14 protein-coding genes are annotated in these 24,256 nt (G+C 53.9%); 4 read left to right on the top strand and 10 right to left on the bottom strand.

Annotated elements, in window-relative coordinates; translation table 11 throughout:
• Nucleotides 1-243 precede the first annotated feature (243 nt).
• Complete coding sequence (locus tag K2I50_RS09225) at nt 244-1,335, top strand: phosphotransferase enzyme family protein (RefSeq protein ID WP_301026028.1); 1,092 nt, start codon at nt 244-246, stop codon at nt 1,333-1,335.
• An 18-nt stretch (nt 1,336-1,353) separates the two neighbouring features.
• A complete protein-coding gene (locus K2I50_RS09230) occupies nt 1,354-2,787 on the top strand; it encodes an ATP-binding cassette domain-containing protein (RefSeq protein WP_301026029.1) in 1,434 nt (477 codons plus the stop codon).
• Nucleotides 2,788-2,855: 68 nt separating this feature from the next.
• Here K2I50_RS09230 and K2I50_RS09235 read toward each other — a convergent pair whose 3' ends face one another.
• The 7 genes from K2I50_RS09235 to K2I50_RS09265 all read right to left on the bottom strand — a co-directional run bounded on the left by K2I50_RS09235 (nt 2,856) and on the right by K2I50_RS09265 (nt 13,951).
• Nucleotides 2,856-4,718, bottom strand: a complete 1,863-nt coding sequence (locus K2I50_RS09235) for a peptidase U32 family protein (RefSeq protein ID WP_301026030.1) — start codon at nt 4,716-4,718, stop codon at nt 2,856-2,858.
• A 315-nt stretch (nt 4,719-5,033) separates the two neighbouring features.
• Nucleotides 5,034-6,542: a glycoside hydrolase family 57 protein gene (locus K2I50_RS09240; protein ID WP_301026031.1), complete on the bottom strand. Its 1,509-nt coding sequence runs from the start codon at nt 6,540-6,542 to the stop codon at nt 5,034-5,036.
• Nucleotides 6,543-6,595: 53 nt separating this feature from the next.
• Nucleotides 6,596-7,858 carry a glycosyltransferase gene (locus K2I50_RS09245; protein WP_301026032.1) on the bottom strand — a complete coding sequence of 421 codons (1,263 nt, stop codon included), beginning with the start codon at nt 7,856-7,858 and terminating at the stop codon, nt 6,596-6,598.
• Nucleotides 7,859-7,870: 12 nt separating this feature from the next.
• The gene (locus K2I50_RS09250; RefSeq protein ID WP_301026033.1) at nt 7,871-9,814 is read right to left on the bottom strand and encodes a glycogen debranching enzyme N-terminal domain-containing protein; all 1,944 of its coding nucleotides are present in this window, start codon (nt 9,812-9,814) and stop codon (nt 7,871-7,873) included.
• Between the two features lie 267 nt (nt 9,815-10,081).
• Nucleotides 10,082-11,059, bottom strand: a complete 978-nt coding sequence (locus tag K2I50_RS09255) for a diacylglycerol/lipid kinase family protein (protein WP_301026034.1) — start codon at nt 11,057-11,059, stop codon at nt 10,082-10,084.
• Nucleotides 11,060-11,170: 111 nt separating this feature from the next.
• Nucleotides 11,171-12,130, bottom strand: coding sequence for a DMT family transporter (locus tag K2I50_RS09260; RefSeq protein ID WP_301026035.1), 960 nt, complete (start codon nt 12,128-12,130; stop codon nt 11,171-11,173).
• A gap of 27 nt (nt 12,131-12,157) precedes the next feature.
• Entirely contained in the window at nt 12,158-13,951 is a 1,794-nt protein-coding gene (locus K2I50_RS09265; protein WP_301026036.1) for a family 20 glycosylhydrolase, read from the bottom strand.
• 301 nt (nt 13,952-14,252) lie between these two features.
• Between K2I50_RS09265 and K2I50_RS09270 the strand changes: the two genes are divergently transcribed.
• Nucleotides 14,253-16,931: a 4-alpha-glucanotransferase gene (locus K2I50_RS09270; protein WP_301026037.1), complete on the top strand. Its 2,679-nt coding sequence runs from the start codon at nt 14,253-14,255 to the stop codon at nt 16,929-16,931.
• Nucleotides 16,932-17,010: 79 nt separating this feature from the next.
• Here K2I50_RS09270 and priA read toward each other — a convergent pair whose 3' ends face one another.
• A complete protein-coding gene (priA, locus tag K2I50_RS09275; RefSeq protein WP_301026038.1) occupies nt 17,011-19,539 on the bottom strand; it encodes a replication restart helicase PriA in 2,529 nt (842 codons plus the stop codon).
• Nucleotides 19,540-19,749: 210 nt separating this feature from the next.
• On the opposite strand from priA, the gene K2I50_RS09280 reads away from it, so the two are divergent.
• Nucleotides 19,750-21,189, top strand: coding sequence for an ammonium transporter (locus K2I50_RS09280; protein ID WP_301026039.1), 1,440 nt, complete (start codon nt 19,750-19,752; stop codon nt 21,187-21,189).
• 11 nt (nt 21,190-21,200) lie between these two features.
• Here the strand turns inward: K2I50_RS09280 and K2I50_RS09285 are convergent, their stop codons facing one another.
• Nucleotides 21,201-23,192, bottom strand: coding sequence for an SUMF1/EgtB/PvdO family nonheme iron enzyme (locus K2I50_RS09285; protein WP_526022975.1), 1,992 nt, complete (start codon nt 23,190-23,192; stop codon nt 21,201-21,203).
• Nucleotides 23,193-23,240: 48 nt separating this feature from the next.
• Nucleotides 23,241-24,113 carry an NAD kinase gene (locus K2I50_RS09290; protein ID WP_301026040.1) on the bottom strand — a complete coding sequence of 291 codons (873 nt, stop codon included), beginning with the start codon at nt 24,111-24,113 and terminating at the stop codon, nt 23,241-23,243.
• Between the last annotated feature and the right edge of the window lie 143 nt (nt 24,114-24,256).

Genomic DNA, 24,256 nt, shown 5'->3' on the forward strand with positions numbered 1-24,256 from the left:
TCCCTCATCACAAGCGAAAATATGCTCGACGATTGACCGCCCTGACGGTAACATTTATTATTAAACAAGCTCTAAATCAAGCGTGATTTATTGGAGTCCGGGGATTGATGTTTATGGATATATTTTTCATTAAAGTTCCTATCGGGGTTGTTGCAAATATAGCGTTTTAACGCCAATTAATGAAAAGTATGGTGGGATTTATATGTAAAAATGATTAAATTTGTGGATAATAACTTTTCAACTATGACTGACTTCAATGAAATAGTGGCGAAATTTGCCACAGTTGGTACCGTGGAGAGTGTGAAAGCGCTCGGCAACGGTCTGATAAACGATACTTATGTGGTGCGTACGTCAGAGGCCGATGCGCCCGATTATGTTCTGCAGCGTATCAATCATCACATTTTCACTGATGTGGATGTATTGCAGGGAAACATCGAGGCAGTTACTGCTCACATACGTCGTAAACTCCAGGAGGCCGGTGCCGACGATATCGACCGCAAGGTGCTCCGCTTTATTGCGCTGAAGGAGGGTGGCAAGACATATTATCATGACGGAGAAAGCTATTGGCGCATGATGGTGTTCATCCCCGGAGCGCATACTCTCGAGGCTGTCACACCCGAGTCGTCGCGGTTTGCCGGAAAGGCTTTCGGCGAATTTCAGTCGATGCTTGTCGACATCGATGCCGACCTGAAAGAAAGCATCCCTGATTTCCATAATATGGAACTTCGTCTTAGCCAGTTGCGCGAGGCTGTGGCAAGCGATCCCAAGGGACGTGTGGCAGGTGTGCGCGACCTTATTGACGAAATCGAGAGCCGTGCCGACGAGATGTGTCTTGCCGAGAGGCTTCATCGTGAGGGCCGTCTGCCCAAACGCATATGCCACTGTGACACAAAGGTCAACAACATGATGTTTGACGAGGATGGCCGCATGCTGTGTGTGATTGATCTCGATACGGTAATGCCAAGCTACGTGTTCAGCGACTATGGCGACTTCCTGCGTACAGGAGCCAACAAGGGCGATGAGGATGACCGTGACCTCGACCGGGTAGAGTTTGACATGGATATATTCCGTGCGTTCACCGATGGCTATCTTGCCGGAGCCGGCTCGTTTCTCACACCGGTAGAGATTGAGAATCTGCCTTATGCCGCAGCCATGTTCCCCTACATGCAGGCAGTACGGTTCCTGGCCGACTATATCAACGGCGACACTTATTATAAGATACAGTATCCCGAGCATAACCTTGTGCGCACACGTGCCCAGCTCAAGCTGCTCCACAGTGTCGACGCCCATACCCCCGAGATGCACGAGTATATCGCGTCGGTAGCAGGACGGTGATATACAGAAAGCCGCCTGATGATGAAAGAACTTTTCACTCTCTGCTCCCCGACGCTTACATGGCGGATGCAGAAGATAACTGTGCCCGCCCAAGTGGTCATACCCGAGGGAGTGACCGTAGTGTTCGGTCCCAACGGCTCGGGTAAGTCTACGCTTGGAAATATTATAGCAAAGGGGTGGAACATCACTACCAACCGCATCACAGCGCCGCGAGGGCAGAAGCCTTCGGTAAAGATGATTGAATTCGGTGACATACACTCGCTCGCCGGATTCCATACCGAATATTATCAGCAGCGACTTGAGGCGACGATGAACGACGACGTGCCTACTGTGGGCGACCTGCTGGGAGCGCGTATGGCGATGCCTCGATGGAGTGAGCTTGCATCACGTTTTTCACTGGAGCACACAGTAGAGAAGAAGGTCAACTACCTGTCGAGCGGGGAGCTCCGCAAGCTGTTGCTCGTCAATGCCTTGCTCGACGCTCCCGAACTGCTCGTGCTCGACAATCCGTATATAGGACTCGACGCTGTGTCGCGCGATGTGTTCAATGACACCCTCCGCGAGGTGGCTCAGGCAGGCACATCGGTCATATTGCTTTTGTGTAATCCGGTCGAAATACCCGACTTCACCGATATGTTACTTCCGATTGACGGTATGGAGCTCGGCAATCCTATATATGCACAGGATGGTGATGCGGTCACTGCTATGAGAGAGACAGCATGGTCTATGATGGACTATGCTGTGGATCTCGCGGCCATACCTTTTCGACAGAGGGAGGTGACACCCCATGACATTACGTTCGCTCTGCGCGACTGCCGTGTGGCATATGGCTCAGCAGTTGTGCTCGAGCATGTCGACTGGACTGTAAGGAGAGGAGAGTGCTGGGCATTGTCCGGTCCCAACGGCTCAGGCAAATCGCTGTTGCTGAGCCTGATATTTGCCGACAATCCACAGGCCTACTCCAACGATATCACGATATTTGACAAGCGCAGAGGTTCGGGGGAGAGTATCTGGGACATAAAGAGGCGTATAGGCTATGTGTCGCCTGAGATGCATCTGTATTTCCGTTCGGGCGGTACTGTGGCCGAGGTAGTGGCGCAGGGTCTGCGCGATACAATAGGTAATTTCGGGTCGGTTTCCTCCTCGGCCCGCGAGGAGGCGATGCGTTGGCTGAGCCTGTTTCATCTTGAAGGGTTCGCCGACATGCCTTACCGCAATCTCTCGGCCGGCATGCAGCGCCTTGTATTGATTGCAAGGACTTTCATCAAGCATCCCGACCTGCTTATATTCGACGAGCCGCTCCATGGGCTTGATGCCGCGCGCAAGCGTGCTGTGCGTGCCGTAGTCAACGAGATAGCGCGACGCGACTCTCCGACATTGGTCTATGTCACCCACTATCTGCCTGAAGTGCCGGAGTCAGTCACCCGCCGCTTTGCTCTGGATGGACGCTGAATGAATCGTATTGAATATTATCAATAATAAGGCCGTCGGAAAAACGCTCTCCGACGGCCTTTGTCATATCATATCTTCACTACCTTCATGCGGCATGCCGCACAGTCGAAGTCGAGCCGCAATGTGAGCCTGCGGTCGCCCGCAATGTCGGCAGTCAGCGTGAGCGGGCCCTTCAGTGACGCGCCTCCGGGGGTGCGGAGGCATGCTCCGAGCTCGCGCCTTACGCAATAGCGCGTGGTCATTACCGTAGGATTCTCTTCCATGCGGGGGGTTGTCTCGGCTGCCGGTTCGATTTTTCCGGTTACTCCATGCTCGCGGTACACCTGCTCGGCAAGAGAGTTTGCCACGTTGTCGTGGCGAGAGAGAGACCGGCCTGCGGTCCACGTTGTATCAGGATTCTCTTTGCGTCGCATGTCGCGTCGGTAAGTGATTGCTGCGGTGCGGTCGAGCAGAGCGAATGCGTCTCTCCGCAGCGTGGTCAGAGCCGATGCCGGTATGAATATATCTGCGGTAGGGGCGTTGTCGATTTTTCCGGCCTTGTAGATAGTGCCTCCGAGTTTTGACAGTACGCGCTGCTGGGCATCTGTCTGAGGAGTGCGTGCCATGTCACGGCCGATACCATACATGGCTGTAGTGATGTTGATGCCGCGTGCATCGGTCAGCTCGAGCGCTATTCCGTCGGTGCCGACTGCGCGCAACTCCATGTCGACCTGAAGTGTCCTTGTTGCCTGTCGTGAACTCTCGCGCTCAAACTCCATGTCGCTGTTGCGGTATAGCACCGTGCCTGTGCGCGGCGATACTCTCGTTGCCGGAAATATGCGAGAGCCTTCGGCGCGGTTCACTCTGAAACCGGTAAACCTGCCCGTCGGGTCGAAATATCCGAGTCCGTCGCCATTGGCGAGCGGGGTGTGGAGTGTTGCGATTATCGAGCCGTCGTGCTTCACGCTTTTTACCTTGCCTACATTTTCTCCTTGCGATTTAGGTGTGAGCATGGAGGCCATTTTCATATCCGGGCGTCCGGAGGTGAGAAAATATGATGTAAAGCCGCGGTTGAAGCTCTTTTCGAGCGACGGCGTGAACGGTATGGAGCTTTCTCCTGCCGAACTGCGCATGTAGCTACCCTGATTATCGACGAGAATCCTGTCGATGGCCTGCCGGTAGTAGGCTGTAACATTTTTCACATACGATTCGTCCTTCAGGCGTCCCTCGATTTTAAACGATGACACGCCGGCCTCAATCATAGGCAGCATCGCCTCGGCTCTGCGCAGGTCGCGCAACGACAGGTAATGTCGCGGCACATTGCCTACGGTGGTTCCGTTGCCGTCGGTCAGTGAGAATGGCAGGCGGCATATCTGTGCGCACTCTCCTCGGTTGGCGCTGCGGCCTCCCGCGGCATAGCTCGCCTGGCAGTCGCCGCTGTAGCTCACGCATAGCGCGCCGTGTACAAACGCTTCGAGCGGAGTGTCGGGCACGGCATCGTGTATCTCCCTTATCTCGTCGAGAGTCAGCTCACGCGGTAGCACCAGCTGGCTGAATCCGAGTCCGGCCAGAAAACGTGCTTTTTCCGGTGTGCGTATGTCGCATTGTGTGGATGCATGCAGGGCTATAGGCGGCAGGTCGAGCCGGAGCATCGCCATATCCTGTACGATGAGTGCGTCGACTCCGGCTTTCCACAGTCTTGTGGCAAGCTGTTCGGCCTGGTGTAGCTCGTCTTCATATATCAATGTATTGAGGGTGGCGTAGATGCGCACACGGAATCGGTGGGCATAGTCGCACAGCCGGGCAATGTCGTCGACAGTATTGGCGGCTGCCACTCGTGCTCCGAAACGGTCGGCTCCTATATATACAGCGTCGGCTCCGCAGTCAATGGCGGCGCGTGCTATGGCGGTTGTGCGTGCCGGAGCGAGCAGTTCGATATGGCGGGGTGTCATAGGCTTAGAGTTGAATGTCAGGCTTTTGTTGCCATTACTTATTGGTGATATCTGTATAAAATAAAAAAATTACTCGTCATCACGACGAATAATCTTTTTACCTTAAATCTAATACCATGAAAAACTGAGACAAAGTTAAGGATAGTTTTGTTAATAGCAAAAATATCGGGGCTAAAAATGGCATATTTAACAAAATTTTGACAAATTATTGAAATTATTCCATCAAAACCATTCTATTTTAAGCAAAAAACAGGTGTGTCGCTTAAATCAGCGGCACACCTGTATGTAATTTTTGATTAATGTAGATTTTCTTGCTTACGCTTTGGGCTCGTCGGCTGCGTCGTTTGCAGCTTTCTTGGAAGCACGAGGTTTCTTTTCAGCTTTCGGTGCTTTCTCGGCAGCCTTTTTTCCGCATTTGCGGGTGGTGCATTTTTTCTGAGCGGCCTTGTCATCTTCTACCTGGAGATTCTCGTCGAGTTTCTTGCCCTGGGCTACAGCGGCGCGGGTAGCGTGCTCCTCGTTGAGGTGCTCGAGGTTGTTGCGCATCGACTGAAGCTCCTTGTTGAGCATCTCGATTTCCGAATTCTGGTTGTTGATAGTCGAGAGCAGGGCGTTGAGCTCTTCATTGTCGATTGACTTGGGATACTGCTCGTCGACGCGTACGAGGAAGTCGGCCAATACATTCATATAGTTGGTGAATGCCTGGTACGGAGTCTCGTATGGCGAGAACATCGCATGTGCGGCACCGTCGTTGAAGTGCTTTGTCGACATGTAGAAGAAATGGTCGGACGACTGGAGGTGGTTCCAGTCCTGCTTGAGTCGGCGGTCGGTACAGAGACGTACGCGTTCGGCCACAGAGTAGAGTTTGTTGAATGCCTCGTTCTGTAGCTTGTTGCCGAGCCATGCCGAGGTGTCGCGAGCTTCGTCGGCCCATGATATGGGGTGGAGTACGCTCAGGTCGGCTACCGGTTTGAGCTTGCTGATGGCGTCGGATGGAGTGATGAATTCTACACCGCGTTCGGCAGCAAAGCGAGGCAGAGCCTCAAGGAAGTGGAATATGCCTGTTTCGCGCGGCTGGAAGTCGCCGAATGTCTCCAGGTTCATGAAGAGGTTTACAACCTGCTCGTCGGCGGGAGTCGATGCAATCCAGTCGATATATTTGTCGGCTGTAAGGGGATATGCCTCCCATGATGTATTGGAGAAGTTGCGTGCGATGTCGTCCGACAGTTTGTCGTTCTTAAGCAGCAGCTTGAGCTTGGGGCATGAAGCAGCCTGGTATACATAGTTGGGCGATTTCCATCCGAGGATGTGCTTTGCACCTTCGGTAATCACGCCTTTGTATCCCATCGAATGAATCATCGGAGCCATCTCGTCGCAGTAGATAAGCTCGGTGTTGCGCAGCACTTTGGGATGCTGGCCAAACTTCTCGTATATGAGCTGGTCGTGGGCTTTTACCTGTGCCTCAAACTCTTCGGGGTCGATGAGCGATGCCAGAGAGTGGGAATAGGTCTCGGCCAGGAATTCCACACATCCGGTGTCGGCCAGTTTCTTAAGCAGGTCGAGGAACTCGGGCACGTAGATTTCGAGCTGCTCGATTACCACGCCTGTGAGTGATATGGCGCAGCGGAATTTGCCCTTGCTCTCCTCAATCATGCGCAGCAGCGACTCGGCGGCGGGGATATAGCTGCGGTGTGCTATGCGCGAGAGGATGTCCTCGTTGGTGAACTCGTCGTCGTAGTAGTGGTCGTTGCCGATATCGAAGAAGCGGTAGCGTTTTAGACGGAAGGGCTGATGGATCTGGAAATAGAAGCAGATAGCTTTCATAAGCCTATATTGTATTTTTAATTTATTCTATGGTATTGTTATTGATTCTCTGTTTAGTTGCGGTGGAGCACCTGATTGTAGATATTGATGACCTTCTGTCCCGCCTTGTCCCATGTAATCTGGTTTACTTCGGCGAGGCCGTCCTCTTTGAGCTGGTCGTGCATGGCGGGGTAGCTTACGATAGCGTTGATAGCGTCGGCCCTGGCGTCAATATCCCAATAGTCAGTCTTTATCACATTGGTCAGGATTTCGGCGCATCCGCTCTGTTTCGAGATAATCGACGGCACGCCCATCTGCATAGCCTCAAGAGGCGATATTCCAAACGGCTCTGACACTGAGGGCATAATATAGACATCGCTTGCTTTCAGCATTTCATATACCTGCTTTCCTTTCTGGAATCCGGGGAAATGGAAGCGGTCGGCGATACCGCGGGCTGCGGCGAGATCAATCATCTTGTCCATCATGTCGCCGCTGCCTGCCATCACAAAGCGCACCTGCGGATTGTTGCGCAGTACTTTTGCTGCGGCTTCCACGAAATATTCCGGACCTTTCTGCATGGTGATACGGCCGAGGAATGTCACAACCTTCTCCTTGCTGCGTGGCGGATTCACATTGAGCAGCTCATCGCTGAGGGGTGTCACGGCGTTGTGTACGGTGGTCACCTTGGCAGGGTCGATGCCGTATTTGTCGATTACCGTGGCGCGGGTAAGATTACTTACCGTGATGATATGGTCGGCGTGGAGCATGCCGTCGCGCTCGATGTTGAACACGGTCGGGTTCACATTGCCGCGCGAGCGGTCAAAGTCGGTAGCATGCACGTGGATTACCATAGGCTTGCCGGTCACCTGCTTGGCATGTATGCCCGCGGGATATGTGAGCCAGTCGTGGGAGTGGATTACGTCAAATTCCTCGGTACGTGCGATTACACCGGCGCATATCGAGTAGTTGTTAATTTCCTCCAGGAGGTTGTCGGGATAGCGTCCGGAAAATTCTATACAGCCCAGGTCGTTGAGGCGCATATAGTTGAAGTCGGCATAGATATGGTCGCGCAGACGGAAGTATTCGTCGGGGTCCATCACGTTGCCGATACGGCTTTCTACATATTCGCGGCTTACGTCGCGCCATCCTACAGGCACCTGCGACGCGCCGATTATCTTGGCGAATGAGCGGTCTTCGTCGCCCCATGGTTTGGGGATGACAAAGGTGATATCCATGTCACCGCACTCCCACATGCCTTTGGTGAGGCCATAGCTGGCAGTGCCCAGACCGCCGAGGATATGAGGGGGGAATTCCCACCCGAACATTAATGCTTTCATTGGCAGAGGGGATTACATGTTTAACTTTTTGAGAGTGCGGAGAGTGCGGAGCACTTCGGCTACGTTGGACACCTGGGATATCGCTCCGTGGCCGCTGTATGGCGGGTTGCCGTCGTACATCTGCGATACGGTACCGATGCAGTTCTGGCTCATCTCGTCCTCAAAGCCAATGAGCATGCGGTCGATATATCCTACACCCGAATGGCCGTATACTTTAAGATAGGCATCGGCGTAGGCACCTATGAGCCATGGGCGGGCGGGGCCGTTGTGGTAGGCCTGTTCGCGTTCCTGAGGCGAGCCTACGTAGAACGGGCGATAGCCGTAGCTCTTGGGCGACAGCGTGCGCAGTCCCTTGGGAGTCAACAGTTCGCGTGTCACGACGTCGAGCACACCCTTGCGCTGGCGACGGTCGAGCGGTGAATAGTCAAGTCCGATTGCCACAGCCATATTCGGGCGTACCGACGGGTCGGCGTATGTGCCGTTGACATAATCGTAGAGATATCCGTGCTCGTTGAGGAATGTGTCGATGAATGCGGGCTTAGCCTCGTCGGCAAGTGTGGTCCATTCGTCGCGGCGTTTCTCATAGCCGGGTACGTCGGCGGCAAGTGCGGTGGCAAACATCAGTGCGTTGTACCACAGCGCATTGAATTCAACCAGCAGTCCGGTGCGCGGTATCAGCGGCCAGCCGTTGGTGGTGGCATTCATCCACGATACCGGGGTGTTGGTGCCGGTAGTGCCTACCAGTCCGTTGGTCTCTACGGCGAGGTTGGGATGTCCGCCGGCAATAATCCAGTCGAGTATGCGCGCCACTTCGGGCAGATACTCTTTTCTGGCAGCCTCGATGCCCTGGTAGCGGGCATACTGCTGTATGGCCCATATACACCACAGAGGTATATCTGGAAGGTCTATGCCGTGGATACGCTCGTCGAGCATTTCATTGTCGATATAGTTGTTGAGCGCCTTGAGGATAGTGTCCATGATTGCATGGAAATCGTCAAGATGGTCAATGGCAAGCGTACAGCCTGGCAGTGCCATGAATGTATCGCGGGCACGGATTGAGCCCCAGGGATATCCCGAGGTCAGGTACATCTCCTTACCTTCCTTTATATAGAACTGCTTGGCCGCGTTCTTCAGGCAGTTGTAGAACGATGTGCGGCGTGTGCGTCCTGCTATTTCGGCTTCATACAGCTTGGTGAGCGAGCGGTGTTTTACCTCGCTTGTTCCAGCCGAGAAGATAATCGACTCGCCTTTCTTGATGGGTATCTCAAAGTAGCCGGGCACCCAGAGGTCCTCGGTGTAGGGGATGCCGCGCTCGAGGTCCTTGACGTATTCGATGCCGTTGTACCAGTTGGGATTGCTCACCCACTTTGCTTTGTGGTTGAACTGCATGTACAGTGTCGGGAATCCGGGATACAGGCAGAAGCCTACGCCATTGTCCACCTCGGTGAAGTCCTGGTTGAGACGGTTGTTCTGCACTACCAGGTCGTTGGCTTCGCGGAATGCGAGGAACGGGCGGAACTGGAGCGTGGTGTCGGAGTGGGCGTCGACAAGAGTGTATCGGATGAGGATACGGTTTTCCTGCGAGATAAATACAGCCTCTTTTGTAAGAATCACACCTCCTACACGGTATGTGGTGCGGGGCACAGTCTCACAGTCGTATTCGCGGATATACTTGTGTCCGTTGGGACTGTATACACCACCCTGATAGCGGTGTAGTCCGAGATTGAATGGCGCACCATGCTGGATTACCGTTTCGTCGAGCGACGACAGCATCACAAAGTTCTTGTTGCCAAGCTCGGGAATCGGAATCACCAGCAGACCATGCTGCTTGCGGGTGTTGCACCCTACAATCGATGAGCAGTGATAAGCGCCGGCTTGATTCGTACGGAGCATCTCTTTGTTGAGCGACTGCTCCAAGTTAATCATGAGGTTTTTATCAAATTTAAGATAACTCATTTGGTGATATGGTTAGAATTTTAGTTTTAGATTTCTAAAGTCAAGGAGTACAGAGAATATATACAATCGGTAGTGGTATGGTTATAGATTTTCAGCGTACTCTGTTTTAGGATGGAGAGCATTGAGGGGATGAGAGATTATACCCTATTGCAGTGTATACTATATTTTGATTTCACAATGTTACAATTTTTTCGCCGCATATGCAAAAAATCCGGCAAAAAAAATCAAAAAGCGCATTTTCCGGGGGAATTTGCGCTTTTTTGATGCTTATTTTCTGTTAAAAAGCCGTGTTACAGAACATGCGATGTCTCTTGCGGCATTTTCTATCGGAGTAATCAGCGGACGGAACACTACCTCCTGTTCGGGCGTAAAAATCCTCAGTCCGGCCGGATGGCATTTTATCTCCATCGTGTCGTCGATTGTCAGGGGCTCGCCGTCGAGATGTGCCGGGCCGGTCTGCTGACGGTAGATTACAGCCGCCGGCGCGCGGAACGAATGTATCAGTGTGTTCTTGTTGATATATCCTGTAAACAGGTCCATGCCCACCATCGCCGTGTCGAGCGGATTGCCGGCATGTATGATGGTTATGTCGAGCTCTCCGTCGGTAATCGACGCGCGTGGAGCTATGTAGGCGTTGTTGCCGTACTGTGAGGCGTTGCACACAGCTATTAGAAATGCTTTTTCGGTAAGTACATGTCCGTTGGCGCTTACGGTATATACCTGAGGATGAAATTTTATGTATTCCTCAATCGTACTTCTTATATATGTAAGTGGGCCGCGGCGGTGCTGGCGGGCAAAGTTGGAACTTACGGCGGCATCGAAGCCTACGCCGAAGGTGCAGAAGAACGGCCTGCCGTTGACAGCGCCGAAGTCGCTCTCCGTCACATGGCCTTCGGCTATGATACGCACGGCCGAAATCGGGTCGATAGGTATGCCCAGATGTCGGGCCAGTCCGTTGCCCGATCCGCAGGGGATTATGCCGAGTATTGTGTCGGTATGGCAAAGCGCGCGGGCGGTTTCGTTTACCGTACCGTCGCCTCCGGCAGCCAGTACTCCGTAATATCCTTCTTTCACAGCCTGACGGGCGAGGCGTGTGGCGTCGCCGCGTGCACAGGTATATACAGTCTTTATATCATAGCCTATCGGCTCGAGGTTCTTACGTACGAGAGGCTCGAAAGTCTCTTTGCTTCCGAGTCCGGATATAGGGTTGATTATGAGCAGAAGGCGGCGCTTGGTTGCTTCCATCGTTTCTGTAGGGTGGAGTTTGGGGTGTGTTACTTTGCAAATTTAACTAATTCCCTCCGAATATCTCTACTTTTTGGTACGTTTTCCACCGAGCCATATACGGTGGCGGTATCATTTTTCGGTATGGTTGTGGTGGAGAGGGATATGGAAGTGGTGGGAGTGGATAAACTGTTTTACCAGACGTGCGGCCGGACGTGCGGCTATAAGCATGGTGACAGACCCTACTACAAGCACTATTCCGATGCAGGCTCCGAAGCTCAGACGTTCGTCGAACACACACACTCCGATTATGAGGGCGGTCACAGGCTCAAGCGCGCCAAGTATGGCTGTCGGAGTCGAGCCTATGTTGTGGATGGCGATTACCATTGTAATCAGCGATATTATTGTCGGGAACAGTGCCAACGACAGCACGCATGTCCATCCCAGTGCGCCGGTCACGGGAGTGAATCCGTTCCAGGTCATGCCGGCGATGAATACCACTATACCGATGCCTACGGAATAGAATGTCAGCACCATGGAATCTATCTTACAGAGACTCGTGCGGTTGACGGCCACCATATATATGGAATATGACAGCGCTGCAAGCAACACAAGCACAGTGCCGGTGACATTGAGCGTGGCAGTGCCGTCGCCCTGATACAGCAGCATGATGCCGGCGGTGGCCATCGCTATTGCCGATATGGTGACTATCGAGAGGCGCTCGCGGTAGAATATGGTGTTGATTATGGCTACCATCACAGGGTATACAAACAGCAGTGTGGAGGCTATCCCGACATCCATATAATTGTAGGCCTCAAACAGCAGCAGCGATGACAATGCCATCAGCACTGCCGCCACAATCATCATAGGAATCTGTCGGCGTGGCAGGCGTAGCGACTTGTGCATCATCAGCATCAGCCCCCATAGCATCAGTCCTGCAAATCCATAGCGGAAGAAAAGCACACTGTCGGCGTTCATCCCGCGGGCATAGAGCGGGAGGGCAAGCAACGGGTTGATACCATAGGTACATGCCGCGACTGCGGCGCATATGTACCCCTTTGTACGGTTAGAAATATGTCTTATAGGCGACATGTCGGTTTATTTTGATTGTCAATGACATTACATAGGCGCTTCAATGAATGCGGCCTGGAAATGTTGTCCTTTGAAATGTCGGCGCAGGGTGAGAGCTACTGTATTGTTACCTTTATTAATAGTGACCGGTATAGGGTCGCGCATCCAGTATAATTGTTCGTCGGTATATGGAAGTTCCTCTTCGAGTCTCGCCCAGGTATGGTAATGGTAACGGTAGGCACCCGGCTCTTTCCATAGTGGAGGAGCTACGGGAACGCCGTTTACAGTCACCTCACCGAAGTTCGGCCATTTCCCATGTTCGGCAATACCGTCGGAGTTGCGGTTGGATCTGGCAGGAGCTTCAAATCCTATTTTAAAGTAACGTACCGTATCGGTGTCGCTTACTATGTTCCGGCTCAGGCGGCATGTGACAGGTGTATCTGCTGGTATGCCATGAGACGCACACAGAGCGTCGAGGTCAAGCACATCACCGTATGCCGTGAATTCCCGGCTGACGGAATCGCCTGTTATCTCCACCTGCCATGTCGATGCATGTATCGGTGTCCAGTATGACATTTCTTTCCCTAGGAAACGCTCTTTGTGGTTGGCCATACGCTTCTGCAGCTCCTCAAACCCTTTCATGCCGGCATCGTCATGCGGGGGTATGATTGTGCCGTATGTGCCGATGTCGCATGTGGCCCTGTCGCCCCCACACCATGCGCTTTCGCTGAATGCCATTATGCCGCCGGGCAGACCGCTGTGTATCGCGGTCAGGTTTTTGTCGGCCACACGCACATCATTCCACAGGCATAGGATACCGCCAAGCCGGTGCTGGTCGGAAGTTCCGGTGCCGCACAATGGGTGGAAATATATCTTGAACGGTGTGAGCAGAGGGTCATAGTTGTTGAGGTATCCCATTCCTGAATCAACAAATGGTACTCCTTTGGGGTATTCCAGTTTGTCGGGCCGACCCTCTCTCCAGAACTGTCGTATGGTCAGGCTGTCGGCTGGAAGTCCCGGATCCCATACAAGCGCACGACGTCCGTTCCGGCTGACTACATCTTGCGACCATCTCATGAATCCCTCGGCATCGTTGATGCGTACTTCATCTGACCCGATATGTATATACGGACACGATGCAGCCGGAATCTCCCGGCAGAATTCGTCAATACACTCTTCAAGTATCTTCATGCCTTCCCGGCTGTCCATCGGTATTCCGAATGTTGTCTGGAAGTAATCGCTGTGGCCGGGCATGTCTATTTCGGGGATGACGGTTATGCCTCTCAGGCGCGCATATTCAATTACATCGCGTATTTCATCGTATGTGTAGAACATGCCCTGGTCACGGCCCGGACGCTGGAATTTTCCATCGTTGAGCCGCGGGTATGCCTTGCTTTCTATGCGCCAGGCAGGTTTGTCGGTCAGATGCCACTGGAATACGTTGAGTTTATAGGCCGACATCAAGTCGATATAGCTTTTGATGCGTTCGATACCGGCAAAGTTGCGCCCGTCGTCATACATAAATCCACGTATAGGAAATTCAGGTGCATCGACAATCTGCACTTGAGGATATGTCCCATCCTGATATCTGAGCTGTCTCAATGTCTGTCGGGCCCATACCACGCCTTGGTCGCTGTTGGCATCTATTGATATGCGTTTCGGAGTTATTGTGATTCTGTATGCTTCAGGCGAATCGTTTCCCGCGATTGTTCCGGCTGCTATTTTAATTACAGGCACGGTATCTTTCGGGAGTATGGCTTTTTTGCCGGTCCACTTTACCTCTTGTGGCTGAGGTATCAGAGAAAGACTCTGCTCGACTGCGGCGGCGATTCTTACAGACATTCCAATTACAGCTAGAATTAATGTGATAATGTATTTCATCGGGTCAGAAATTGATTTCGGTGCAAAGATACAAATATTTGACGGTTAATCAACTTGGCCGTCTGACGGGTGGAATGTATTTTATACCGGGTTGGCTGTAATTCTCATGCTACAACTCTGATATTTTTATCATAGACGCGTTAATTCGCGTTTTTTCATTAACTTTACCCGCGATTATGTATTATTTAAGGATACAAAGTTGTATCTCTTTGCAATTATTCATGATTCTGAAGATAGAACGAAACCGAATAACCAAGATAGCATGAAACTAAACTTCAACATCGACTACCGCACCAGCTGGGGCGAGTGGCTCTACATAGTAGGGACATGTCCGGCTCTCGGAGGCGGAAATGAAGAGGCTGCCCGCAAACTCAAAATGGACGGAGTGGGCCGCTGGACATTTGAAATAGACCTTCCTGACGATACCGGAGAGTTTGAATACAGCTACATCGTGCGCCACGACAACGGTTATGTACGCCGTGAATGGGGTGCGCCACACCGCTTTGTGCCCGGGCTTGATATACCCGGATATGAGATTTACGACCACTGGAGCGACCAGCCCGCCGACAAATCGTACTACTCTTCGGTATTTACCGAATGCATGAACCGCCGCGACAACCGCGACGTGCAGTTGCCCGTTGCCGGCGGTACCGTCACTATCGATGTCGAGGCCCCTATGGTGGCTTCTGATGAAGTTGTGGCTATATGCGGCGATGATGACACCCTCGGAGCCTGGAATCCGGCCGATGCCATCATAATGAATGACCACGATTTCCCCCGCTGGAGGGTAAGCATCGACCTGCGCGAGGTGTCGCTCCCGTTCAGATACAAGTTTGTGATTCTCGACCGTGTGACTCATGAACTGAAGGCCTGGGAGGGTGGCGACAACCGGGTGATGAACATTGTGCCCGCCCATAAGCATGATGCGCTGCTGGTGCTCGGACAGCGTATGGTCAACTCGCGCCCGGCATGGCGTTGCGCCGGTGTGGCCATACCTACATTCTCCGTACGCACTGAGGAGGACTTCGGTGTGGGCGATTTCTTCGACCTGATGAAGATGGTCGACTGGGCTGTGGCCACAGGTCAGAAGTTCCTCCAGATTCTGCCTATCAACGATACCACGATGACCCATACGTGGACCGACTCTTACCCCTACAACGCCTGCTCTACTTTCGCGCTGCATCCTATGTATATGCGCCTCGAGCAGCTCGGCCGACTGAGCGACCCTGCGCGCATGCAGTATTACGAAGACCTTCGCCGCGAGCTTAACGCAAGCCCGACGGTGGAATACGAGCGCGTCAACAACGCCAAGAACGAATACATGCGCGAGATTTTTGCCGAACAGGGGCGTGATACGCTCGACAGCGAGTCGTTCGGTGAGTTCTGCCGCGCCAACGGCGAGTGGCTGCGTCCGTATGCCGCATTCTGTGTGCTGCGCGATATCAACGGCACTCCCGATTTCAGCAAATGGGGCAAGTATGCAGTATACGATGCCGCTATGGTCGAGGAGTTTATGGCCGTGCACAAGGATGATATCGACTTCGTGTGCTACGTGCAGTATCACCTTGACCGGCAGATGCGTGCCGTCCATGATTATGCACGTTCAAAGGGGGTGGCATTCAAGGGCGACATACCTATCGGCATATCGCGCGACAGCGCCGACGCATGGATAAATCCGCGACTCTACAATATGGACTGCCAGGCCGGTGCGCCGCCGGATGACTTCTCGGTGCTTGGTCAGAACTGGGGATTTCCTACCTACAACTGGGAGGAGATGGCCCGCGACGGATTTGCATGGTGGAAGGCGCGCTTCCGCAAGATGGCCGATTATTTCGACGCCTACCGTATCGACCATGTGCTGGGATTCTTCCGCATATGGCAGATACCGATGGATGCAGTCCACGGTCTGCTCGGCATATTCAACCCCGCCATGCCTTTCACTCCCGACGAGCTGCGCCACAGCTATGATTTCTGGATTAATGTGGAGATGCAGACCAAGCCGTTTATCTGCGACTACTTCCTCTACGATTTCTTCGGAGAGTATACCGACGAGGCCCGCAAGCGGTTCCTGCTCGACGCCGGATATGGCCGCTACACCCTGCGCCCCGAGTTTGACACCCAGCGCAAGGTGGCCGACTACTTTGCATCGGAGGAGAAGAATGAAAAGAACAGCCGTATCTGCAATGCGCTGCTCGGACTGATTGATGAGGTATTGTTCATCGAAGACCCCTATGAGAAGGGCAAGTATCACCCGCGTATCGCCGCGCAGAACACATATGTATACCGCTCGCTTACCGACTACGAGAAGTGGTGCTTCAACCGTCTGTACAATGACTTCTACTATCGACGCCACAATGATTTCTGGTATGGCAAAGCCATGTGGAAGCTACCTCCGCTGCTCGACGCTACGTCGATGCTTACCTGCGCCGAGGATCTCGGTATGATTCCCGACTGTGTGCCCGCAGTGATGGACCGCCTGCAGATGCTGTCGCTTGAGATACAGCGTATGCCTAAGGACCCTAACGCCAAATTCGGCAACACCTGGGGATATCCCTATCTGTCGGTGTGCACCACCTCTACCCACGACATGGGAGGCATACGCCAGTGGTGGGAAGAAGACCGCGAGGTGACACAGCGGTATTTCAACGAAGTGCTTGGAGAGCAGGGTGCGGCACCGATATATGCCGAGCCGTGGATATGCGAGAAGATACTGGCGCTCAATCTCAAGTCGCCTTCGATGCTCGCCATATTCCCTCTTCAGGACTGGCTGTCGATGTCGGGCGAACTGCGTCGTCAGGACCCGCGCGAGGAGCTGATAAATATCCCTGCCAATCCTCGCCACTACTGGCGCTACCGCATGCATCTCACTGCCGAGGCCTTAATCGAAGCCGCTGACTTCAACCGCCTCGTCACCGCCAAAATCCACGAATCCGCCCGCTGATTCCCAATCCTTACAACTGTATAGATAATTTTATCGCCTCTGCCACGGTTTCTCGTAAATCAGTGGCAGAGGCGACTGTTTAGTTGGGGTCGACGTCGTAGTATACTATCATGGAGCGGAGGGATTTCTCGACCATGAATTCCTCGTAGACGCTGCGGAGTATGCTTTTCACTTTGCGCATGGATGCTCCGGTCTCTATCTTGAGCATTATCTTGCGGATGTAGAGCGACTGTATGCGGCTTACATGCGGCTCTTCGGGGCCGAACACACGGTTGCCGAACAGCTCCTGCAAGCGCTTGGTATAGCGCACCGACGCATCGGCCACAACGCTGAGGTCGCGGTGCTTCAGGTAGATATTGATTACGCGTGTGAACGGCGGATAGTTGTAGAGCCGGCGCTCTTCAATCTCGTGGGCATAGAAGCCCTTGTAGTCATGCTCGCGCAGGAAGTTGATTACAGGATGGTCGGGGCGAGTGGTCTGCACTACCACCCGGCCGGGCATGTCGTCGCGTCGGCCGGCGCGTCCGGCTACCTGCTCGAGCATGTTGAATGCGCGTTCGGCCGAGCGGAAGTCGGGAAAGTTGATGAGGGTGTCGGCGTTGAGCACTCCTACGAGGCTCACTCCGGCGAAGTCGAGCCCCTTTGTCACCATCTGTGTCCCGACAAGTATCTGTGCCTTTCCGGCCGAGAAGTCGGTGATAATCCTGTCGTATCCGTCCTTGTTGCGCGTGGTGTCGAGGTCCATGCGCAGTACCTTGGCATCGCCGAAAGCTCCGTCGGCGATATCCTCGAGACGTTCGGTTCCGTAGCCGAACACCTCTATGGCCGGCTCCTTGCACGACGGGCATATGGTGGGTAGCTTGTAGGTGGCTCCGCAGTAGTGGCACACCATCTCGTCCTGGCGCCGGTGGTAGGTGAGCGACACATCGCAGTACTGGCATTTAGGCACGTATGCACACTGCTTGCACATCACTACCGGCGCAAATCCGCGGCGGTTGTGAAACAGTATGGCCTGGCGTCCGTGGCCTACCGTCTCACGTGTGAGCCGGAGCAGGCGCATGGATAGCGGCGAGCCTGTGGAGCGTCCGCGTTTTTTCTCGTCGAGCATGTCGATAATCTCGATATCCGGCAGGCAGGCGCCTTCGTAGCGCTCGGTCAGCTCGACCAGTCCGTAGCGGCCGGAGGTTGCCTTGTAGTATGTCTCGACAGCAGGGGTGGCGCTCCCGAGCAGTGTCTTGGCGCCATGCATCGATGCGAGCACTATGGCGGTGTCGCGGGCATTGTAGCGCGGCGCGGGGTCATACTGCTTGTAGCTCGACTCGTGCTCTTCGTCGACTATCACTATGCCGAGGCGCGAGTAGGGGAGGAAGAGCGACGAGCGTGCGCCGATTACCACACAGGGCGAATTGTCGTGGAGCAGTTTCTTCCATATGTCTACGCGCTCGTTGTCGGAAAATTTGGAGTGGTATATCACCACCTTGTCGCCGAATACTTTCTGAAGCCTGCGGGTAAGCTGGGTGGTGAGTGCGATTTCCGGCACAAGATACAGTGCCTGCTCACCCTTGCGCAGCACGAAATCTATAAGATGTATGTAGAGTTCGGTCTTTCCGCTCGACGTGACTCCATGGAGCAATACCACATCGCGTTTCAGAAATCCGAGGTGTATGCGGTCGAGGGCCTCGGCCTGGTGGTCGGTGAGTGTAGGCAATGTTCCCGTAGCCACGCCGGTAAATCCGAAACGGTTGACTTCGCGTGTGGTGATGCGGATAATCCCTTTGGCCGACAATGCCGATACGATTGCGGTGCTCAGTCCGGTGGCGGTCAGCAGGTCTGACCGCAGCACCTCCGGCTCGCGCCCTTCGTGGCGCCTCTTGTTGAGCATGTCGATGAGCGCTATGAGCAGCTGTTCCTGTTTTGGTGCGCCGCGTACCGAGTCAAACGCGCGGTGCATGGCGTCGGTGTCGTCGTGAGGCGACGACAGGCTTACGATGGTCTCGCGCTTGGCGCGGTAACGCTCTACGAGTTTTTCCGATATCATCAGTGCGCCGCGCTCTACGAGGCGTGCCACAGTCTGTGTAGCTCTTGTGATACCCGTGCGGTTTTCAAGGTCGGCCACAGAGATGCGGCCGTGGTGGTCGACAGTCTGTAGCAATATGGCTTCGGTCTCGGTCAGACGCGCCGAGGTGTCCTCCTCATAGTCGGGATTGACCTCGACAAAGGTTTCGCTCTCGACTTTCAGACCGGCCGGAAGGGCCGCTTTCATCACATCGCCGATGCTGCACAGATAGTATTCGCTGATCCATTCCCACAGGCGCAGTTGCGGATGGCGCACGATAGGCCATGGGTCGAGTACAGTCATTACATCCTTTATCTGCATATCTTCCGGCGCGATGGGCGAAAGGCCGCATACGATGGCTGTATACAGCTTTTTGCGTCCGAACGGTACGATAATCCGGCTGCCGATGCTTACTTTCCCTTCAAGTTCCTGAGGGATGCGGTAGGTAAACGTGACTCCAAGCGGCAGAGGCAGTATCACTTCCGCATACATTAAGCCTGCGCCGGCGTAAGGGCGTACGGTGGCATCGCTTTTCTCTCTGGCATCATGCATAGTCATGCAAAGTTACGAAAATCCTGCACTTGCCCGTTTATATGATTTTAAAAAAATCTAAGCAATATTTGGTGAATATATTTTTGCTAAAATATTTGGTGGATTGGTTTCTATTTGCTTATTTTGTGGCGTTGTTTATGGAATAATGCTACTGCATTCTTATGAGCGGTGGTATTGTGCTATGATTCTCTAAAATAAATTTGTTGCATTATGACTGTTAAAGGACGTAAAATCAGCTATGGATGGCTGTCAGTGTTCGTTTTGTTGCTTGTAATCGGTATAGTAGGGGTGGTTGATACTTCGGGTGCCGGTTCGTTCAACATGCCCAACAATCATCTTTTTGCGAATGTGGCATGGATGATAACGGCTACTATCTTTGTACTTATGATGACTCCCGGGCTATCGTTTTTCTATGGAGGCATGGTACGGGTGAAGAATGTAATCTCCACGATGCTTCAGAGTTTCATCGTGATGGGATTTGTGAGTGTGATATGGGTTGTGTTTGGCTTTGGTCTCGCATTCGGCAACGATATAGGCCATGTTATCGGCAATCCTTGTGACTTCTTTATGTTTAATAATGTAGGTGTCAGCAACGTAACGGAGCCTGACTCCCCGCTATTGTCGCAGATTGGCATGGCCACGACCACCATACCTTTGGCCCTTTTCGCTCTGTTTCAGATGAAGTTCGCCATTATCACACCGTCTCTTATTACGGGATCGTTTGCTGAGCGTGTGCACTTTTCCGGCTATCTGCTCTTCATGGTATTGTGGATAGTCGTTGTATATTGTCCGCTTGCTCATTGTACATGGCATCCCGACGGATTGTTTGCCATGATGCATGTCCACGATTTTGCCGGAGGCATAGTGGTGCATGCCGCCTCGGGCATCGCCGCTCTTGCCGGAGCTATATTCCTGGGTCGCCGCACACCATCGCAGGATGCGGCCAAGCCGGCCAATGTGCCGTTTGTGCTTCTCGGCGCGGCTTTACTGTGGCTCGGGTGGTTCGGATTCAACGGCGGCAGTTCGCTTGCCGCCGACGGGATAGCCATCTCGGCGTTCCTGAATACAAACACCGCCGCTGCGACGGCTATGGTCACATGGGTGGCATTTGACGCTCTACGCGGACGCAAACCTTCTGCCATGGGTGCTGCAATAGGCGCTGTCGTGGGGCTGGTGGCCATTACACCTTGTGCCGGATGGGTTACCGTCGGACAGAGTGTATTCATATCTCTCCTGATTACCATATGCTGCAATCTTGCGGTGTCGTGGAAGGGGTACAGCCATATGCTCGACGATGCTCTTGACGTATTCCCTACACATGGTCTGGGTGGAATACTCGGCACAGTGCTTACCGGTTATTTCGCCTATGATTTCTTTGCTTCCCAGGAACCTGACATGATATCGCGTATGGAATTTTTCTGGAATCATATCATAGTGCTGATCATGGTGTTTGTCTACACGTTTGCCGTCAGTTACCTTCTTTATTGGATTACAAACAAGGTGATTCCGTTGCGAGTGTCACGCCATAGCGAGGAGGTCGGTCTCGACATATCGCAGCATGGTGAGGAATACGGAGCGGAAGGAGGTACAGGTCTGGTAGAAGATGCCATTAGCGACAATGACTGGATGCGCAGTGTTGAAGAGAGCTGATGTATGCTCTGTCATTGCATTGCCTCGAGGAGCCATGCCAGATTGAACCGGTAGTGGAGCCTTGAGCTGAGCAGATGGATTACGCCGTCGGGCGTCTGCGTGGCGCAGAGGTATCCGCGCGGTTCGGCATGGGTGGAGTCTGATTCAAAAAATCCGGTCCATGCTCCACCGTCGAGAAATCGCGGCACGGAGTCGGTGACAAGCCTGCGTACGGGCCATGTGCGCCCTTCGTCGAACGACACTGCCGCATACATTCCATAGCCTGTCGTCCGGCTACCGTCGGGCATCGTGAATTCCATTCCGCGCTCAGCCTCAGGAGTGCGCTGCGGATGGTCGGTGAACGACACGAGCAGCAGCGGACCCTCGTTGAGGCGGCGGAGCACCAGGCGCTGGCCTCCGTCGATTGGAGGTAGCTGAGAGGCATGGTAGGTCCATGTGCGTCCCATGTCGTGCGATATGCTCATCGGCATGCGGGGCCTGCCGTCGCTGCCTGTTATGCTGTTGCCACGGCCGAGAGCCATCAGCGAGCCGTCGGCAAGCTGTACCGTTCCGGCATGGATACCGGCGATGGTGCTCCCTGTGGCGCCTTCGCGGAAGTCGGGCAGGGGGGCACCGTCCCAGGGGTCTTCCCATGTGTGTCCGCCGTCGCGGCTTATGTGGAGTGCTGTACCGTCGTGTCCGCCCGGTCCGGCGTCGCATGCCTGGATTATCCATCCTTCGGCGGTTATCGACGGGCCGGCTATTACCTGGTGGCGGCGTGTATGTTCGGGAGCGATGATTTCCGGCGCCGACCATGTCGCGCCGTTGTCATGACTGCGGCGTGCGGTCATGGCGAGGTTCTGCCAGTCGCCCGATGCCTCCATGCCGTTGATGTGGAGCAGTGTGCCGTTGCCGTCGTTGAGCAGCGAACTGCCGGTAAGGTTGCGGTCGGGCACACGGAAGAATTCGCGCGCCTCCTCCCACTCGCCGCTCCCGGCCTTAAGCCGCGACGACAGCACTGTAACCTCGCGGCCGTTCTCCTCGTTGGCCGAAAACCATATGGCCAGCAGGTCGCCGTTGTCACACCATGTAACTGCCGGCTGATGGTTGTGGCGGTAAAAGGGCACATGGCTGCCACACTGCGGTGCGATGACAAACGGTATCGGAGGTATGTACAAGGGGGTATCCGACGGAGTATCCCATGTAAATTTTTCGCCCGATATGTCATGGCGCACAGTCGGCACGCTCCATGCCTCTCCTGATGGCTGGAGCGTTGCGTCCGACTCCACTATGCGGAATCCCGTCTGGGAGTGGCGGTCGTCGGGCAGCATGGCGCTGCGGTTGGCGCTTCGCAGATACTTCACAGGCGTATGGTGGCTGCCTCCGCGCGTTACACGGTATTCTCCTTGCGCCGGACCGCATGGGTCGGTTGCGTCGTCTGCGGTATATGGCCCGTAGTAGTCCATACACCACTCCTCGACGTTGCCATGCATGTCATACAGCCCGAACGCATTGGGAGCGAATTGCCCGACACGCAGCGACACGGGGTCGAAATCGCGCGCCACACGCTGCGCCTTGTGGCATGAGTCGGGAAACCAGTCGCCGGTATTATATAATGTATATGTGCCTCCGCGGCATGCGTACTCCCATTCGGCTTCGGTGGGGAGCCGGTAGATGCGGCCTTCGCGTTGGCCCAGTTTCTTACAGAATTCCAGAGCATCGTGATAGCTTACGTTGACCACGGCATCATTATCATCAGCCGACACTCCGTTTTTGCCGCGTAGGGCACGGTGTTCCGGGAAGAATTCCTCATACTGGGCATTGGTGATTTCTGTGGCGCTCATGCGCATCGGGCGGGTCAGCGTCACCTTATGCACCGGCCCTTCGTCGAAATCCTCGCCGAGGGCGCGGCTCCCCATGTAAAAATATCCTGCCGGAATATCGACCATTTTTATAGGCTCCGAGCCTGTGGCTACGGCGCATACCGTCATGGCCATGGCGACAGCCATTGCTGTTGATTTCATGACATATACGTAATAATTTTTACGACTTACTTATTATCAGTTTTCATGTTATCTTGTGTCGAGACCCCACATCAGTTTGTCGCGCAGGGTGTCGGTAAAGTGATGGCCCGGACGCTTTATCACGCGTGTGGCAAACGGTGCCTTGCGCAGAGTCACCGTGCTCTCGGCCGGGAGCGACAGAAACCGCCCGTCGAGGCTGAGGCGGTAGGCCCCGGAGCGCGAGCATGTGGTAATCGCTATCACACTGTCGTCGCGTACCACCAGCGGACGCATCGTGAGCGAGTGGGCCGCGATAGGCGATACTGCCCACACGGGAGCCGACGGCTCCAGAATCGGGCCGCCTACCGAGAGATTGTAGCCGGTTGAGCCGGTTGGTGTCGACACAATCAGTCCGTCGGCCAGATATACGGCCAGCGGCGTGCCGTTGATGCGCGCCTTCATCTCTATCATCGACGAGGTGTCCTGTTTGAGCACCGCCACTTCGTTGAGCGCATACGGCCATATCTCCTCGGCAAGGTGACAGTCGGCCTCCACCTCGATGAGGGTGCGCGTCTCTATATCGTAATCTCCCTTTAAAAGGCGCTCTATCCATTCGTCGGCGTCTTTCATGTGTGTTGCCGCGAGATATCCCAGATGGCCAGTGTTGATGCCGAGTATGGGTATCTGCTTGTCGCCTACCCACTGTGCCGTGTGCAGAAACGTGCCGTCGCCGCCGATACTGATGGCTATGGCCGCATTGAAGTCGGAGCCGCGGATTATATCGTTGACCACGGGGGGCGAGGGAAGCACCCCGCACAGATATCTGTAGAACGATTCTTCGACCTCGACCCACACATTCTGGCGGCATAGAGCGTCGAAGAAGTGGACAAGCTCTCCGATATGTCTCTCCTGATAAGTGTTGCCGTAGATAGCGATGCGCATATGTCTAAATAAGTCGTTAAGATTATTTTATATTTCCGCCGAGAGGATTTATTTACGTATAATAATATACTAAGAGCTTGTTTAATAATAAATGTTACCGTCAGGGCGGTCAATCGTCGAGCATATTTTCGCTTGTGATGAGG

The sequence above is a fragment of the Muribaculum sp. genome, from assembly GCF_029051885.1.
Classification (GTDB): Bacteria; Bacteroidota; Bacteroidia; order Bacteroidales; family Muribaculaceae; genus Muribaculum.

Coding starts and splice junctions, on each gene's coding strand:
- K2I50_RS09225 (WP_301026028.1), top strand. CDS start 244: ATGACTGACTTCAATGAAATAGTGGCGAAATTTGCCACAGTTGGTACC.
- K2I50_RS09230 (WP_301026029.1), top strand. CDS start 1,354: ATGATGAAAGAACTTTTCACTCTCTGCTCCCCGACGCTTACATGGCGG.
- K2I50_RS09235 (WP_301026030.1), bottom strand. CDS start 4,718: ATGACACCCCGCCATATCGAACTGCTCGCTCCGGCACGCACAACCGCC.
- K2I50_RS09240 (WP_301026031.1), bottom strand. CDS start 6,542: ATGAAAGCTATCTGCTTCTATTTCCAGATCCATCAGCCCTTCCGTCTA.
- K2I50_RS09245 (WP_301026032.1), bottom strand. CDS start 7,858: ATGAAAGCATTAATGTTCGGGTGGGAATTCCCCCCTCATATCCTCGGC.
- K2I50_RS09250 (WP_301026033.1), bottom strand. CDS start 9,814: ATGAGTTATCTTAAATTTGATAAAAACCTCATGATTAACTTGGAGCAG.
- K2I50_RS09255 (WP_301026034.1), bottom strand. CDS start 11,059: ATGGAAGCAACCAAGCGCCGCCTTCTGCTCATAATCAACCCTATATCC.
- K2I50_RS09260 (WP_301026035.1), bottom strand. CDS start 12,130: ATGTCGCCTATAAGACATATTTCTAACCGTACAAAGGGGTACATATGC.
- K2I50_RS09265 (WP_301026036.1), bottom strand. CDS start 13,951: ATGTCTGTAAGAATCGCCGCCGCAGTCGAGCAGAGTCTTTCTCTGATA.
- K2I50_RS09270 (WP_301026037.1), top strand. CDS start 14,253: ATGAAACTAAACTTCAACATCGACTACCGCACCAGCTGGGGCGAGTGG.
- priA (WP_301026038.1), bottom strand. CDS start 19,539: ATGCATGATGCCAGAGAGAAAAGCGATGCCACCGTACGCCCTTACGCC.
- K2I50_RS09280 (WP_301026039.1), top strand. CDS start 19,750: ATGACTGTTAAAGGACGTAAAATCAGCTATGGATGGCTGTCAGTGTTC.
- K2I50_RS09285 (WP_526022975.1), bottom strand. CDS start 23,192: ATGAAATCAACAGCAATGGCTGTCGCCATGGCCATGACGGTATGCGCC.
- K2I50_RS09290 (WP_301026040.1), bottom strand. CDS start 24,113: ATGCGCATCGCTATCTACGGCAACACTTATCAGGAGAGACATATCGGA.